General features: G+C 54.3%; 15 protein-coding genes and 1 pseudogene. 11 read left to right on the top strand and 5 right to left on the bottom strand.

Features of this window, described 5'->3' with window-relative positions:
- Window positions 1-51: 51 nt before the first annotated feature.
- Genes ACVBAU_RS14890 through ACVBAU_RS14900 form a run of 3 tightly spaced genes read right to left on the bottom strand, consistent with a single transcriptional unit; the run spans window position 52 to window position 3,607 of the window.
- On the bottom strand, window positions 52-1,446 hold the full coding sequence (locus ACVBAU_RS14890; RefSeq protein WP_335744437.1) for a sensor histidine kinase: 1,395 nt from the start codon (window positions 1,444-1,446) through the stop codon (window positions 52-54).
- A gap of 11 nt (window positions 1,447-1,457) precedes the next feature.
- On the bottom strand, window positions 1,458-2,876 hold the full coding sequence (locus tag ACVBAU_RS14895) for a dihydrolipoyl dehydrogenase family protein (protein WP_138922638.1): 1,419 nt from the start codon (window positions 2,874-2,876) through the stop codon (window positions 1,458-1,460).
- A complete protein-coding gene (locus ACVBAU_RS14900; protein ID WP_448326952.1) occupies window positions 2,873-3,607 on the bottom strand; it encodes a TVP38/TMEM64 family protein in 735 nt (244 codons plus the stop codon). Before ACVBAU_RS14900 ends, ACVBAU_RS14895 begins: the two co-directional genes overlap by 4 nt.
- A 298-nt stretch (window positions 3,608-3,905) precedes the next feature.
- On the opposite strand from ACVBAU_RS14900, the gene rpmH reads away from it, so the two are divergent.
- The 11 genes and pseudogenes from rpmH to ACVBAU_RS14955 all read left to right on the top strand — a co-directional run bounded on the left by rpmH (window position 3,906) and on the right by ACVBAU_RS14955 (window position 11,627).
- Window positions 3,906-4,040 (top strand): 50S ribosomal protein L34, encoded by a 135-nt coding sequence (rpmH, locus tag ACVBAU_RS14905; RefSeq protein WP_093731806.1) that lies wholly within the window; start codon window positions 3,906-3,908, stop codon window positions 4,038-4,040.
- Window positions 4,041-4,086: 46 nt separating this feature from the next.
- Window positions 4,087-4,497 carry a ribonuclease P protein component gene (gene rnpA / locus ACVBAU_RS14910; protein ID WP_138922636.1) on the top strand — a complete coding sequence of 137 codons (411 nt, stop codon included), beginning with the start codon at window positions 4,087-4,089 and terminating at the stop codon, window positions 4,495-4,497.
- Window positions 4,494-4,715 carry a membrane protein insertion efficiency factor YidD gene (gene yidD / locus ACVBAU_RS14915; RefSeq protein WP_138922635.1) on the top strand — a complete coding sequence of 74 codons (222 nt, stop codon included), beginning with the start codon at window positions 4,494-4,496 and terminating at the stop codon, window positions 4,713-4,715. The genes rnpA and yidD overlap by 4 nt, the downstream gene beginning before the upstream one ends.
- A 112-nt stretch (window positions 4,716-4,827) precedes the next feature.
- A complete protein-coding gene (gene ttcA, locus ACVBAU_RS14920; protein ID WP_448326955.1) occupies window positions 4,828-5,655 on the top strand; it encodes a tRNA 2-thiocytidine(32) synthetase TtcA in 828 nt (275 codons plus the stop codon).
- A 366-nt stretch (window positions 5,656-6,021) separates the two neighbouring features.
- The gene (locus tag ACVBAU_RS14925) at window positions 6,022-6,825 is read left to right on the top strand and encodes an EAL domain-containing protein (RefSeq protein ID WP_448329010.1); all 804 of its coding nucleotides are present in this window, start codon (window positions 6,022-6,024) and stop codon (window positions 6,823-6,825) included.
- Between the two features lie 114 nt (window positions 6,826-6,939).
- Window positions 6,940-8,748 carry a membrane protein insertase YidC gene (gene yidC, locus ACVBAU_RS14930; protein WP_448326957.1) on the top strand — a complete coding sequence of 603 codons (1,809 nt, stop codon included), beginning with the start codon at window positions 6,940-6,942 and terminating at the stop codon, window positions 8,746-8,748.
- Window positions 8,748-9,488 (top strand): MOSC domain-containing protein, encoded by a 741-nt coding sequence (locus tag ACVBAU_RS14935; RefSeq protein ID WP_448326959.1) that lies wholly within the window; start codon window positions 8,748-8,750, stop codon window positions 9,486-9,488. The genes yidC and ACVBAU_RS14935 overlap by 1 nt, the downstream gene beginning before the upstream one ends.
- 3 nt (window positions 9,489-9,491) lie before the next feature.
- Window positions 9,492-10,142, top strand: a complete 651-nt coding sequence (gene yihA, locus ACVBAU_RS14940) for a ribosome biogenesis GTP-binding protein YihA/YsxC (RefSeq protein WP_448326962.1) — start codon at window positions 9,492-9,494, stop codon at window positions 10,140-10,142.
- A gap of 29 nt (window positions 10,143-10,171) precedes the next feature.
- The gene (gene argB / locus ACVBAU_RS14945; protein WP_448326964.1) at window positions 10,172-11,035 is read left to right on the top strand and encodes an acetylglutamate kinase; all 864 of its coding nucleotides are present in this window, start codon (window positions 10,172-10,174) and stop codon (window positions 11,033-11,035) included.
- A gap of 112 nt (window positions 11,036-11,147) precedes the next feature.
- Window positions 11,148-11,357, top strand: a pseudogene (locus tag ACVBAU_RS14950) (SixA phosphatase family protein); the annotation flags it as partial.
- A gap of 36 nt (window positions 11,358-11,393) precedes the next feature.
- On the top strand, window positions 11,394-11,627 hold the full coding sequence (locus ACVBAU_RS14955) for a hypothetical protein (protein ID WP_448329016.1): 234 nt from the start codon (window positions 11,394-11,396) through the stop codon (window positions 11,625-11,627).
- 36 nt (window positions 11,628-11,663) lie between these two features.
- On the opposite strand, the gene ACVBAU_RS14960 is transcribed toward ACVBAU_RS14955, so the two are convergent.
- Together ACVBAU_RS14960 and ACVBAU_RS14965 are read right to left on the bottom strand one after the other, a co-directional pair.
- Entirely contained in the window at window positions 11,664-12,434 is a 771-nt protein-coding gene (locus ACVBAU_RS14960; protein WP_093731797.1) for an amino acid ABC transporter ATP-binding protein, read from the bottom strand.
- A gap of 15 nt (window positions 12,435-12,449) precedes the next feature.
- Window positions 12,450-13,745 (bottom strand): amino acid ABC transporter permease, encoded by a 1,296-nt coding sequence (locus ACVBAU_RS14965; protein ID WP_448326965.1) that lies wholly within the window; start codon window positions 13,743-13,745, stop codon window positions 12,450-12,452.

The following is a 13,745-nucleotide window of genomic DNA, read 5'->3' on the forward strand; positions in this document are numbered from 1 at the left end:
TTCTGGCCGCGGGGGTTTGCAACCCCTTCTTTTGCCGAACGCGAATTTTCTTTAAACAAATTTGAAAGAGCCATCGCCCTTGGGCAATGTCAGGGTAAACACGGTGCCCGAGCCGCCCGTCTCTGACAGCTCCAACGTGCCGCCGTGACCGCGCACCAGCTCTGCCGCGATGGCGAGCCCCAGACCCGATCCGCCTTTGCGTGCACCGCCTTTGAATGCTGTAAACAGATGTTCACGCGCTTTAGGAGGCAACCCCGGGCCGTTGTCACTGATGCGGATGATCCAATCGCTAGCTTCGTCCCTTGCGGTGATCAGAATTTCGCCCTGCTGCCCGGTGCCGATTATTGCCTGACGTGCATTGCGCACGAGGTTCGCAAGAACCCTGAACAAATGCTCTGGGTCGGCACGCACATGCAGATCAGGCGGCACGTCACAGGTGAATGTCAGATCCGCCCCGTTAACAGCCAACCGTTCGCTATCAACGACATCATCTACAATACGCAGAAGCGGCGTCACTGTCAGCGTCGGGCTTGGTTCTTCAGCGCGCCCGAATGCCAATGTGGATTCGCATAGGTGGACGGCGCGGGTGATGGAGCTAACAAGCTTGGGAGCCATACGTTTGACCGTCGGATCCTCGGACATTTCGATGCGATCCGTAAACAGCTGCGCTGATGTGAGAATATTGCGTAGATCATGGCTGATCTTGCTGACCGCCTGACCCAGTTGCGCCAAACGTTCCTTTTGCCGCAGGGCTTGGGTCAATTCGGTTTCCAGCTTCATCAACGCTTCCTCGGCCTCGCGCACCTCTGTGACGCCGGCAGAGGGTGTAATGATCCGCCGCGCGTCTTCGGGGGCGAGCGCGTAATTCTGCATGTGCCCCACCACGCCCTTGATCGGCTTTAGAAGGAAAGCCCGCATCGTCAGGAACAGCAAAAAGGCAGTCATCATAGAGATCGCCGCCGACAGAACGAGAATCCGGATGCCATAGTCGATCATGGCAGTACGCAGAGACGCTGCCTCCATCGTGATTTCGATCAGCAAGCCTGCATCTTGCACAGGGGCACCGATCACCCGGATCACCCCCGGCTCTGGTTCCGCCAACTGGCGAAAGGCGTCGCGAATCAGCACCCAGGCAGAGGCGTCGCGCAGATCGTAAGTCTCTTTAATCGTCTGTGACATCGGGGATGACAGCGCTAATTGGCGAATCCGGTCCCGCCGCAGCACCACGTTAAAAACCTGCGCAGTACGCAGCAATTCTGCCTCGAGCTCGGGGTCGATCATATCGCTAGCCAGCACGGTGAGCGATGCGATTTGCGCCCGCTCCAGCCGGTTCATCATGTATTCTTCGCGAAACCGCGCGATAGAAGGCACAAAGATCAACACTTCAGCCAGCATCACAAAGATGGTGGTCAGAATAAGAAGCCGGCCAGAGAGAGATTTCAGCATTAATGCGCGCTTTATGGGATGAACCGCTGCACCAACCGAACGACAGTCTTGACCAAATCGCTTTCGAACAGCCGCGGGCTGAAATATGCCCCTGCCGCACGTTTGTTGATTTCGCCGATGGTAGGGTAAGGTGCAACCATAGAGGCAATCTGGCTCATTTTCATGTTATTTGCCAGCGCCAAAGCCCATAGGTTGATCAACTCCCCTGCTTGGTAGCCCACAATGCTTGCGCCCACGGGACGCCCCTTGACCACCATGACCTTGATCAGTCCCTTGGTTTTGCGTTCAGCAATAGCGCGGTCGTTGTGGTTATAGTGAAACCGGACGACCTCAAGCTTGTCGCCGTGCTTTTCCTTGGCTTGCGCCTCGCTCAGGCCGACCTGCGACAATTCAGGATCAGTGTAAGTGGCCCAAGGGATATGCGCCGTTTTCGCCTTGGCCGGCAGCGCGAACATTAGCGAGCGGATCACGACCCCCCCGTGGTAGCCAGCAACATGCGTAAACTGCATCCCACCGGCAACGTCGCCAATCGCATAGACCTTGCGATTGGTGGTGCGCAGGGAATCGTCCACCTTGATCCCGTTTTTGATTGGCTCGATGCCTGCTTTATCCAGGTCGAGCCGATCCGTGTTCGCTTTGCGGCCAACAGCGACCAAAAGATGCGACCCTTTGAAAACGCGCCCGTCCTTGGCTTCGACCTCAATCGCGCCGATGTCGCCCCGGATTTCGGCGGCCTGTGCGCCCTCGGCAATCTCTACGCCCTCATCCTTAAGGGTTTGCAACACGATCGCCGCGAGTTCCGGATCATCCTTGGACAGAGCTTTGTCGCCTTCGATCACGGTGACTTTAACACCCATGCGAATATGCGCCTGCGCCATCTCCATGCCGATGGGACCGCCACCGATGATCAGCAGATGATCGGGCTTTTCGCGCAAATTGAACAGCGTCTCGTTCGTTTCATACGGCGTTTTGTCCAAGCCCGGAATTGGTGGTACTAGTGGCGAAGACCCCGTCGCAACGACGATGCGTCGCGCTTTGATGATCGTATCACCGGCCTGCACCTCATCATCCGAAATGAAACGTCCGTATTCACGGATGACCTTGACGCCAAAGCCTTCGAACCGCTCTTGGCTGTCAACTGGCGCGATCTGCGCGATCACATCTGCCACATGGTCCTTGGCCGCGGCATAATCGACCTCGCCGCTCGCGTTGGTCACGCCAAATTGCGCACTATTTTGCTGGCCATAGGCTGCCTTGCCCGTGGCGATCAACGCCTTTGACGGCACGCAGCCAAAGTTCAGACAGTCGCCTCCCATCTTATGCCCTTCGAGCAGGACAACGTCGGCCCCCATTTGCGAGGCCCCCGCCGCGACGGACAGTCCACCAGAGCCTGCGCCGATGATCAATAGGTCGGTCTTAATGCGATTCATTTCAAAAGTTCCTTTTTGCCGGTGACAGCTTTCAACACGACGGGCAGCACCGACAAAGCGCAAAGCCCTAGAATAGGAAGTAGAATATGGGGTTCAAAGATAATACCAAAGTCCGGCGTTGCACCCTGTGCAAACACCGCCCCCAGCCCTGCCCCGATCGAGGTGAACACTAGCGAGCCTGGGATAATACCCAAAAACGTAGAAATTACAAAGCGATGGATCGGCACGCCGAGGAATGCAGGAATAAGATTCGCCACGAAGAACGGCACCACAGGGACCAGCCTCAAAAAGAACAGCATCGACCATTGGTTGTCGTCAATACCCGCCTTGATCTTGCGCACCAGCCCGTCAGATGCGTCCATTCGCGCCTTTAATGTCGCCCCCAGCCCCATGCGCGCGGCAAGGAAGATCACAACAGCCCCCAATGTCGCGCCGGTTACATTAACTAGAACCCCGAACACTGTCCCAAATAGAAAACCGCCGGTGATCGTTGCGATGCTAGCCCCCGGAAGAGAGAACCCGACAATCGCAATATAAATGCCCAGAAAAACGAGAGCCGTAAGCCCGTAGTGCGAGTCGCGAAATGCGATCAGCGCCTCGCGATTGTCGCGCAACGTCTCGAAAGAGAGGTAGTCGCGCAGGGCAAAGAATCCGAACACTGCGACCGCCACGATGCCTACAAAAGGTAGGTAGCGAAACCATGAAGGTTTTTCAGAGGCTTGTGCGGGCATATTGTCGGGTCACTTTCAAAACATTATAAGCTGCTCCCTATTAGATGGGTCAAATATTGTCAGTCAGATAGGGTGCTCACGGGTGGTTGATGTGAAGGCGGCTTTTATGACCATGTCACGGCAATTTCCAAGAAAACTGTAACATTGGGCAAATAAGCTGGCTTAATTTGTTGCAAAGGTCGAAATAACGGCTCCAAGGGTTTGACTTGCCTGTGCTGCAGCTTTAGGAGCAGGGCTTGAAATGACAGTGACGCGCCGAATCTGGTGGCGTGCTAAAGTATAAAGTGGAGTCGGAGCGATGAAACGCACCTATCAACCTTCAAACCTTGTGCGCAAACGGCGCCACGGTTTCCGCGCACGCATGGCAACCAAAGCGGGTCGCAAGATCATCAACTCGCGCCGTGCACAAGGCCGGAAGGAACTGAGCGCGTAATACGCGACTTCGGTTTTTAAAAGATATGACACCGTCGGAGGCACCTATGGATGGCAGAAGCGCCACACCAGAGGAAACGCTTCCGACGGTTTCTTTGCGTTTGGAAACGCTGAAAAACAGACCGGACTTCCAGCGCGCTTCCCGCGCCCCTCGGGCAGCGATGCCCGGCTTTATCCTTCAGATGCGCAGACGCGCAGAGGGCGAAGCAGAGGGCATACGCGTGGGCTTTACGTGCTCCAAGAAAGTCGGAAACGCCGTCGCCCGCAACCGCGCTAAAAGGCGCCTGCGCGAGCTTGCCCGTCTGACGCTCCCGCATCAGGGGCGCGACGGTATGGATTATGTGCTCGTGGGCCGCGGCGGTGCCACTGCATCGCTTCCCTTTGATAAGCTGCAATCGGATTTCGTCAAAGCTTTGGGTATTCTGCATGGCAAGCAGCGCACCGGACCTCAAAAGTGACCCCATTGGCACGTCTATTGGCACTGCCTATAAAGGGGTACCGCCTAGTTTTCAGCCCGTGGGTCGGCCATAACTGCCGATACCACCCGACGTGCAGCGCCTACGCACTAGAAGCCCTTTCCAGACACGGCGCCGCCAAAGGGGGCTGGCTTACCCTAAGGCGCATCGCTCGCTGTCACCCATGGGGGGACAGTGGCATCGATAACGTACCTGACTGAGCTGGCCACTGTACTATCGCTTAGCACTAAAGTTCGCCCTGCTCGGCGTTGTAGTATCGATAACAATGCACCGACGCTTGATCGGCCAACACAGTTGCACTAAGGCACCTATATGCTTGATCATCCCGAAGATATTCACCCGCTTTTCCATGGTGCACCGCAAGGCACCGAGTTCCGAAAACTGCGTAAACGGCTCGTGCGGCTAACCCGCGAGGCAATTGAACAATATGGGATGGTCGAACCCGGCGGTAAATGGCTGGTTTGCATGTCTGGCGGGAAAGATAGCTATACACTTTTGGCCATTCTACACGAGCTACAATGGCGTGGGCTTCTCCCAGTAGAGCTTATCGCGTGCAACCTCGACCAAGGTCAGCCCAATTTTCCAGCTACGGTCCTGCCTGCTTTCCTCGAGAAAATGGGGGTGAAGCACCGTATTGAATATCAAGACACCTACTCCATCGTTATGGACAAGATCCCCGCAGGCCGCACATTCTGTGCGTTGTGCAGCAGGCTCCGCCGAGGGCATCTTTATCGAATCGCACGCGAGGAAGGCTGCACCGCCGTGGTTCTTGGCCATCACCGTGATGACATCCTAGAAACCTTCTTCATGAATTTGTTTCACGGCGGACGCTTGGCGACCATGCCACCAAAACTCCTAAACGAAGACGGCGACTTGTTCCTATATCGTCCGCTGGCTCTTGTCGCCGAAGCCGATTGCGAAAAATTCTCTACTGCCATGAATTATCCAATCATTCCGTGTGATCTATGTGGCTCGCAAGACGGTTTACAACGCCAGCAGGTAAAAGCGATTTTGGACGGCTGGGAAGCAAACAGCCCCGGGCGCCGTCAGGTGATGTTTCGCGCACTTATGAATACGCGCCCCTCGCATCTTTTGGATCCGAAGTTATTTGATTTTGCGGGACTCGAACGGGGCAAGTAAACCCTGAAACTCTTCGGAATTTTAAACAGATTGTATAGACCAAAAGGCGAACATTAACCTTTTCGTTAGACATGCCTCCTATTGCTTTCACCGGTAATCCGTCAGTCGGGGGCTGCTTTGAAACAAGACGATAACAATGGGTTCGCCAAATCTTTTCTGCACAAAGGCAGGCACGTTTTCGCGCCCGCAGGCTTCACAATCGGGACTGCCTTTGCATTGGCAATCCTGTGGTTCGGGTGGCAGTGGTTCGCCTTTGTTGGCGCGGTCTTGCTCCCGCTAATATATCTATTCTTAGGACGGTCCCGCGCTGTCGCTCAATCAACCTATGCCTCGCGGCAAGATGCAGTGAGGCCCGTCGCAGCGCCTGTGATCAATAGCATATCACGTTCACGTCCGGCCCGGCACCAGCATGATCCAATGCTATTCCAACCACAAATTTCGACGCACTCGGGTGAGGTAAGTGGTTTTTGCGCAATACGCGCTTCATGTGTCGATTCGATCATACCTCATCAACAACATGGCACGTCGATGGGGGCACCAAGTGAGACGGATAGCGAGCCACTTTTATCCCTCTCCACAATTCTTTTGGAAGCAAAGAAGCTGTCGCGCACCTGTCGTTCTTCAGTTCAGATAATCTACAACCTCGCGCCTTCACAGATGGATGATCCACTACTATTACAGAAGGTAGAATGGGAACTTGAGCGGCTCGATCTCCCTCCCCGCTTTTTGCGCATCGCGCTCCCATCATATCTTTGTCAGCGCCAACCCGGGCCACCGGTGATCATGCTTCTTCGGAAGCTTCATGAGCTGGGCAGCCAAACCGGATTAAATGGATTCGGCAGCGGCCCCCGTTGTGTAGAGATCGTTCAGAGATATGGTATAAACGTCGTAGCGATCGATCCATCGCTAACGAACGGAGCGAACTTAAGCACCAACCGTCGACTCATTTTGTCCACTGTCCTCGCAATGGCACAAGATCTGGGCACCGAAACTCTTGCTTGCGGTGTGCAGACCTCAGGAGAACATGAACTGTTGTCGCAACTTGGTTGCGACAACGTTCAAGGTCCCGGAATCGCGCAACCTATGCCCCCCGAACAGGTCGTCGGCTGGATGCATACGCACATTGAAAAACTCGATTATCTGCCACGGGCCTTCGGTGACATTGCCTGACAATAAGATCCACTTTACGGGAAGCGCTTGGATGCAGGGGCCGAATTTACTTGACCTTTGGTACCTTACTCTGTTGAACCCACGCTGATATTACAGGCATCAGGTGACGGTCAAATGGACGATCAAAACAAGAATCTCATTTTTGCGACGGTTCTCAGTTTCATAGTCATCCTAGGGTGGTTCGTTTTGTTCCCGCCTCAGGAAACCGAAACCCTCTCCGAGCCTCCGCTGCAAACCAGTGATGCAAACGCGTCAGAGGCTGTTGTTCCAGCGAACGCTGGGTCGGCGAGCATACCTGCCGAAGACAGCGCGTCTACCACAAAGGCCCTCGATACAGCGCCGCGTATTGCTGTCGAGACGGCCCGTATCGCTGGCTCTATATCGTTGCTTGGGGGTCGGGTGGATGATCTGTACCTAAAGGATTATAACACAACGATTGAGGAAGACGCGCCTACCGTCAGGTTGCTATCTCCTGCAGGCTCCACTGACGCCTATTACGCGCTCTATGGTTGGGCTCCTGGCGCGGGTATCTCACCCGAGCAAGTCCCTGGCCCGAACACCCTCTGGTCTCACAGCGACGGTGAAACGCTGTCGGTCGACGCCCCCGTTACGCTAACTTGGGATAATAAAGCCGGCCAGGTCTTTTCGCGCACGATTTCGATCGATGAAAACTATATGTTCAAGATCGACCAAACCATTACTAACTCATCCGAAAAATCGGTTTCGCTTGCACCCTACGGCCTCATCGCACGTCATGGTATCCCTAGCGACGCGCAGAACTTCTTCATTCTGCATGAAGGTCTAGTCACCATGAATAATGGTGAACTGATTGAAACCGCTTGGGACGACATACCCGATCTAGATGTTGTAAATGGCGTGCCCTCCAAACGCATTGACGGTGTTACCAATGGTTGGATCGGCTTCACAGGTCACTATTTCATGACCAATCTCATTCCCGATCCGGCCCAGCCAACACGTCTGACGGTTAAATACCTGCCGCGAACTGAAATTTTCCAGACCGAAGCTGTGATGCCTGCACAAGTTGTTGGCAGCGGCCAATCTGCCACTGTTTCAACGCAACTTTTCGCCGGTGCCAAAGAATGGGAGATCCTGCGCGCCTATGAAGCTCAGGGTGTTTATAAATTTATCGACTCCATCGACTGGGGTTGGTTTTTCTTCCTGACAAAACCGATCTTCTGGGTTCTGCACCACCTCAACTTGTTGATCGGAAATATGGGCATCGCGATCATCGGGTTGACGCTTTTGATCAAGGCTCTGCTCTTCCCGCTGGCGTATAAATCATATGTGTCGATGGCTAAGATGAAAGAACTTCAGCCGCAGATGGAGAAACTAAAGAAGGATGCTGGTGACGATCGCCAGAAGCTTCAGCAGGGCATGATGGAGCTTTATAAGAGGGAGAAGGTAAACCCCGCCGCAGGGTGTCTCCCGATCCTAATGCAGATCCCGATCTTCTTCTCTCTCTACAAAGTAATCTTTGTGACACTAGAGCTGCGCCACGCGCCCTTCTTCGGCCCCTTTCAAGATCTAAGTGCACCCGACCCGACATCGATCTACAACCTGTACGGCCTTTTGCCATGGGGCGCTCCCGAAGCTGGGACAGTTCTGGCACTTGTCTTTATCGGCATTCTTCCACTGTTGCTCGGTATTTCAATGTTCTTGCAGCAAAAACTTAACCCGGCCCCCACCGATCCCACTCAACAGATGATCTTCGCCTGGATGCCTTGGGTGTTTATGTTCATGCTCGGCGGGTTTGCGTCCGGTCTTGTTGTTTACTGGATAGCAAACAACACGATCACCTTTACGCAACAATATCTGATCATGCGAAGCCAAGGATATAAGCCTGATATTCTTGGCAATATTAAGGGTAGCATGAAGCTCGGACGTAAAGGCGACCCGAAATAATGACGGCGGTTGCCCAGCTTTATCGCTACCCGCTCAAGAGCCATGGTCGCGAAGAGCTGGGCCACACGACCCTCACCGCGGGGCAGTCTATGCCATGGGACCGGACCTGGGCCGTCGCGCACGACGCCGCACACACCGACGGAACCGAGTGGGCGCATTGCGCCAATTTCAGCACCGGGTCCAAAGCGCCAGCGTTGATGGCAATAACAGCGGTCTTTGACAGCGCGAGCGAACTGCTTACGTTGCACCACCCAGACCGCCCCTCACTCACCTTCCATCCCGATCGTGAAACCAGCAGATTTCTGGAATGGGTTGCGCCGCTTGTCCCCGAAAACAGAGCACAACCAAGTGCAATTTTCAGGTTGGATGGGCGCGGGTTTACCGACACCCCCTACCCGTCCGTAAGCCTATGTAATTACGCGTCCTTGCGCGCTGTGTCGGATGCGGTAGGAACACCGGTTTCGCCCCATCGCTGGCGCGGCAACGTCTGGTTTGACACGGGAACCCCGTGGGACGAACTAGATTGGGTCGGTAAAGAGGTCGCGATCGGCAGCGTGGTACTACGTATCCGCGAACGCACGGAAAGATGTCGGGCTACAACCGCGAATCCACATACTGGGGAACGCGATATTGAAATGTTACGCATATTGAAGACTTGGGGTCACCAGGATTTCGGCGTATATGCCGAGGTTATTGAAACGGGTCCCGTCTTTATCGGTGACCAGGTAAAGGTACTTTAACATATGCAAGTTCAGTTCAGCATCGCCGAAGAGCCTGATGCGCACGCGCTCGAAAAAGGGCGCATGCTGTTCGCAGGCGAAACCTTGTTCGTAAAGGGCGTTGTCGCCATGGACGGTCTACCAGCTGCTGACCGAATGGAGGTTTGTTTTGCAGGCCGCTCTAACGTCGGGAAATCTACACTTATAAATGCGTTAACCGGCACGAAAGCTTTGGCACGCGCATCGAATACCCCCGGTCGCACACAAGAAATCAACTTTTTTACAGCTGCCGAGGAGCATTACCTCGTCGACCTACCTGGTTATGGCTATGCAAATGCGCCTCTGCCCATTGTTGAGAAATGGCAGCGATTGCTAAAGCAGTATTTATCCGGTCGCCAGACTTTGCGACGTGCCTTCGTGCTGATTGATGCACGCCACGGCGTTAAAAAGGTTGATGACGAAATCATGTCATTGCTGGATAGCTCGGCCGTAACATTTCAATGCGTGCTGACGAAAGCGGACAAAGTTAAAGAAGTCGAACGAGAAAAAATTCTAGAGCAGGTGCGCGGCGCGCTTGCCAAACATCCAGCGGCTTACCCTGAAATCGTAGTAACCTCGTCTGAAAAGGGCTGGGGCATTCCTACGCTCCGTGCCATTATCGCTACGTTGGAGTAACGGTATCTCCGCGTTTACCGAGGCAGAGAATGAGAAAACGAGAAATGAACCGCGATTGGATCGCCACCGCGCGCACCCTGAGCCAAGCGCTCCCTTATTTGCAACGTTACGCTGACGCCACTGTTGTCATCAAGCTTGGCGGCCACGCCATGGGCAGCGATGACGCCATGGAAGAGTTCGCGCGTGATGTCGCCCTTATGCGCCAGGTCGGCGTGAACCCTGTTATCATTCATGGTGGTGGGCCCATGATCAATGATATGCTGGGTCGGCTGAATATCACATCCGAGTTTATCAACGGTAAACGCGTCACCGACGCAGCGACGATGGAAGTCGTCGAAATGGTTTTGTCGGGATTGGTCAACGCCCGTATCGTTCAGGCAATTACAGCGCAAGGCGGGCGCTGTGTGGGTGTATCGGGTAAGGATAGCGGGCTTATCATTTGTGACCAAGAAGACCCCGAGCTTGGTTTGGTCGGAGCACCGACTGAAGTGAACCCACGCTTGCTGCGCGATCTGGCGGATAAAGGTATTATTCCAGTGATTGCCCCCCTTGGTATGGGCCGGAATGGCGAAACGTTTAACATTAACGGCGATACCGCTGCTGGCGCTATCGCCGCTGCGCTAAAAGCAGATCGGTTGCTTCTTCTCACAGACGTTGCAGGCGTGAAAAATGCTGACGGGGACGTACTGACAGAGCTCACTGCGACGCAGATCCGTAAGATGGTTTCAGACGGCACTATTGCTGGCGGCATGATTCCCAAGACACAAACCGCGCTTGACGCAATCGACGGTGGCGTACGGGCAGCCGTCATTCTGGACGGGCGAGCCCCGAACGCCTGCTTGCTTGAGCTGTTCACCGAACATGGTGCTGGGAGTATTATCCGCGGTCAATAGCGGACCATTTATCAGTGTGTTACATATCGCTGTCTCCCCTGCTGTAGACACTCTGCCCCCTTGTTTATGCGACCGATAAATTAAGGAGACGTTGATGCGACGGCTTATTTTAATGCGCCACGCTAAAGCTGGCTGGCCGGCAGGGGTATCCACTGATTTTGATCGCCCTTTGGATGATAAAGGGCGACAAGACGCCGTAGCAGTTGGCCAGTGGCTCGTTGCAGAGGGCTACAGGCCAGATCTTGCGCTTTGCTCAGCATCTCGGCGTACGTCGGAAACGCTCTCTCTTTTGGACATACCGACTGATGTTAAGCGAATCCTCACAGACCGCCTTTATCTCGCACATACGGAACGTTTGATGGCGTCCATACAGGGCGCTAAGGGAACCACAGTGTTGCTGGTCGCGCACAACCCCGGCGTGGCCGAGATGGCGAACCTGCTGCCCCGTGAGGGCCTTACAGCGCAACATTCGGGTGCCACTCCTCCTGGTGCTACGCTGGTGTTAACGTTCGACGTGGACGATTGGAAGGATGTGCATTGGCATAGCGGCGATATAGAGGCGCACATCACGCCCCGTATACTTGCACGGTAAATACAGAAAGGGCGGGGAAAATCCCGCCCTTCTAGCTTAGTGCCCTAGAATCTGGCTAAGAAACAGCTTGGTCCTCGGGCTTTGAGGGTTGTTAAAGAACTCTTCAGGTTCATTTTGCTCAACGATTTGGCCCTCATCCATAAAGATGACCCGATTGGCGACCTGTCGCGCGAAACCCATTTCGTGCGTCACGCACAGCATGGTCATACCTTCTTCGGCAAGTTCGACCATCGTATCGAGCACTTCCTTAATCATCTCAGGATCCAGGGCAGACGTCGGCTCATCAAATAGCATGATGCGGGGACGCATGCACAAGCTACGTGCAATGGCGACCCGCTGCTGTTGGCCGCCGGACAGCTGACCGGGGTATTTGTCTGCCTGATCAGGAATTTTGACCTTTTCGAGGAAATGCATTGCGATTTCCTCGGCTTCCTTTTTTGGGGTCTTTCGGACCCAAATGGGTGCCAATGTACAGTTTTCGAGAATTGTCAGATGGGGAAACAGGTTAAAGTGCTGGAAGCACATCCCCACTTCGGACCGGATTTTATCGATATTCTTGACATCAGAAGACAGCACGGTGCCATCCACTTCAATTCGGCCTTTTTGGTGTTCTTCCAATGCGTTGATGCATCGGATCAACGTTGATTTCCCCGACCCCGACGGCCCAGCGATAACAATGCGTTCCCCACGATAAACGGTCAGGTCGATATCCCGCAGTACATGAAACGTACCATACCATTTATTCATGTTTTCGATGCTGATCGCGACCTCGTTCGAGACATTCAGCGCTTGTGCTTGTTCAGCCATGATTAAAGTCTTTCCTTAATGGTGGTCGGTCTGGAGTTGACGTTCCAGCCATTGTGAATATTGCGAGATGCCGTAGCAAACGACGAAGAACAGAAGGGCAGCAAATCCCCAAAGTTCCCAATAAACGCCGTTCCAATCCGTAGAGGCTAGGATCGGACCGCGGATCATCCCCACGAGATCGAACATCGAAATGATCGAGACCAGCGTGGTATCCTTGAACAGTCCGACGGCCACGTTCACTATACCCGGGATCGAGATTTTCAGTGCTTGCGGCAGGATGATCAGGCGCATCGCCTGAGCATAGTCGAGCCCCAGGCTATCCGCGGCTTCGTATTGTCCCCGTGGCAACGCTGCCAACCCGCCCCGGATCACCTCGGCAATATAAGCCGACGCGAACATCGTGATCATGATGATAACACGAAGGATCAAGTCAAAGTTTGTGCCCGGTGGCAGGAAATAGGCCAAGACCACGTTCGCAACAAAGAGGAGCGTGATCAGTGGCACGCCACGTATAAACTCAATGAAAACAACGCAGATCAGCTTGATAATAGGAAGGCTCGATTGACGTCCAAGCGCCAGCAGGATTCCCAAAGGCAATGAAAGGGATACACAAATCACGCCCAGTATCATGTTGAGCATAAAGCCCCCCATGTTCCGCGAGACGACCGGTTCGAGTGCCAGCACCCCCGAGAGTTGTGGCGTGATGAAGCTGAAGACCACCCACGCCACGCCGCCCGCAAGAAGACCGGCAAAAAATGCGCCGGCAAAGCTTTTCTTAACGATTCTGCTGTAGATCACATACCCGATAAGAACCGCCAACAGCGCTGACAGCGGCACGAAAAGGGATCCGCCCCATATCAGCCAGAATGCAATAAAAGGATATAGAACAGTAAAGAGGATAAGCCCGCGCGGCAAATTGCCAAACAGCACCGGTGCCACGGCGACAAACAACAGCACAAAGGCCGCCGTCGGGCGCCAGTACCCGTCTTGGGGATAGGCGATCCCGAAAAGCAGTTGGTTCCAGCGCTCAGTCAGGACGGAGAAGCACCCTGCCTGTGCCCCATCCAACACTTCGCGACATTCCCGGATATTGGATGTCGTCCAAACGCCCCCCAGCAACCAGGGCAGGAAGCCGGAAAGGATCAGATAGATGACATAAAGCGCTGCGAGCGTCAGGATTGTATAAGGAATCGAAGAAAACAGACTTTCTCGAACCCATTTGACAGGCCCCTGTGCGGTCGAAGGGGGCGCGTTCTGTGGCAACATAGTGTCCCGCACATAAGGGACAGAGGCGGCGTGTGTATCTGACAT

It is taken from the genome of Sulfitobacter sp. M13, assembly GCF_053474885.1.

Bases quoted from the DNA above. Each gene is read 5' to 3' on its own strand.
- rnpA (WP_138922636.1), top strand. From the start codon at position 4,087: ATGGATGGCAGAAGCGCCACACCAGAGGAAACGCTTCCGACGGTTTCT.
- ACVBAU_RS14965 (WP_448326965.1), bottom strand. From the start codon at position 13,745: ATGTCAGATACACACGCCGCCTCTGTCCCTTATGTGCGGGACACTATG.
- ttcA (WP_448326955.1), top strand. From the start codon at position 4,828: ATGCTTGATCATCCCGAAGATATTCACCCGCTTTTCCATGGTGCACCG.
- ACVBAU_RS14890 (WP_335744437.1), bottom strand. From the start codon at position 1,446: ATGCTGAAATCTCTCTCTGGCCGGCTTCTTATTCTGACCACCATCTTT.
- ACVBAU_RS14895 (WP_138922638.1), bottom strand. From the start codon at position 2,876: ATGAATCGCATTAAGACCGACCTATTGATCATCGGCGCAGGCTCTGGT.
- rpmH (WP_093731806.1), top strand. From the start codon at position 3,906: ATGAAACGCACCTATCAACCTTCAAACCTTGTGCGCAAACGGCGCCAC.
- ACVBAU_RS14900 (WP_448326952.1), bottom strand. From the start codon at position 3,607: ATGCCCGCACAAGCCTCTGAAAAACCTTCATGGTTTCGCTACCTACCT.
- yidC (WP_448326957.1), top strand. From the start codon at position 6,940: ATGGACGATCAAAACAAGAATCTCATTTTTGCGACGGTTCTCAGTTTC.
- yihA (WP_448326962.1), top strand. From the start codon at position 9,492: ATGCAAGTTCAGTTCAGCATCGCCGAAGAGCCTGATGCGCACGCGCTC.
- ACVBAU_RS14960 (WP_093731797.1), bottom strand. From the start codon at position 12,434: ATGGCTGAACAAGCACAAGCGCTGAATGTCTCGAACGAGGTCGCGATC.
- ACVBAU_RS14935 (WP_448326959.1), top strand. From the start codon at position 8,748: ATGACGGCGGTTGCCCAGCTTTATCGCTACCCGCTCAAGAGCCATGGT.
- argB (WP_448326964.1), top strand. From the start codon at position 10,172: ATGAGAAAACGAGAAATGAACCGCGATTGGATCGCCACCGCGCGCACC.
- ACVBAU_RS14955 (WP_448329016.1), top strand. From the start codon at position 11,394: ATGGCGTCCATACAGGGCGCTAAGGGAACCACAGTGTTGCTGGTCGCG.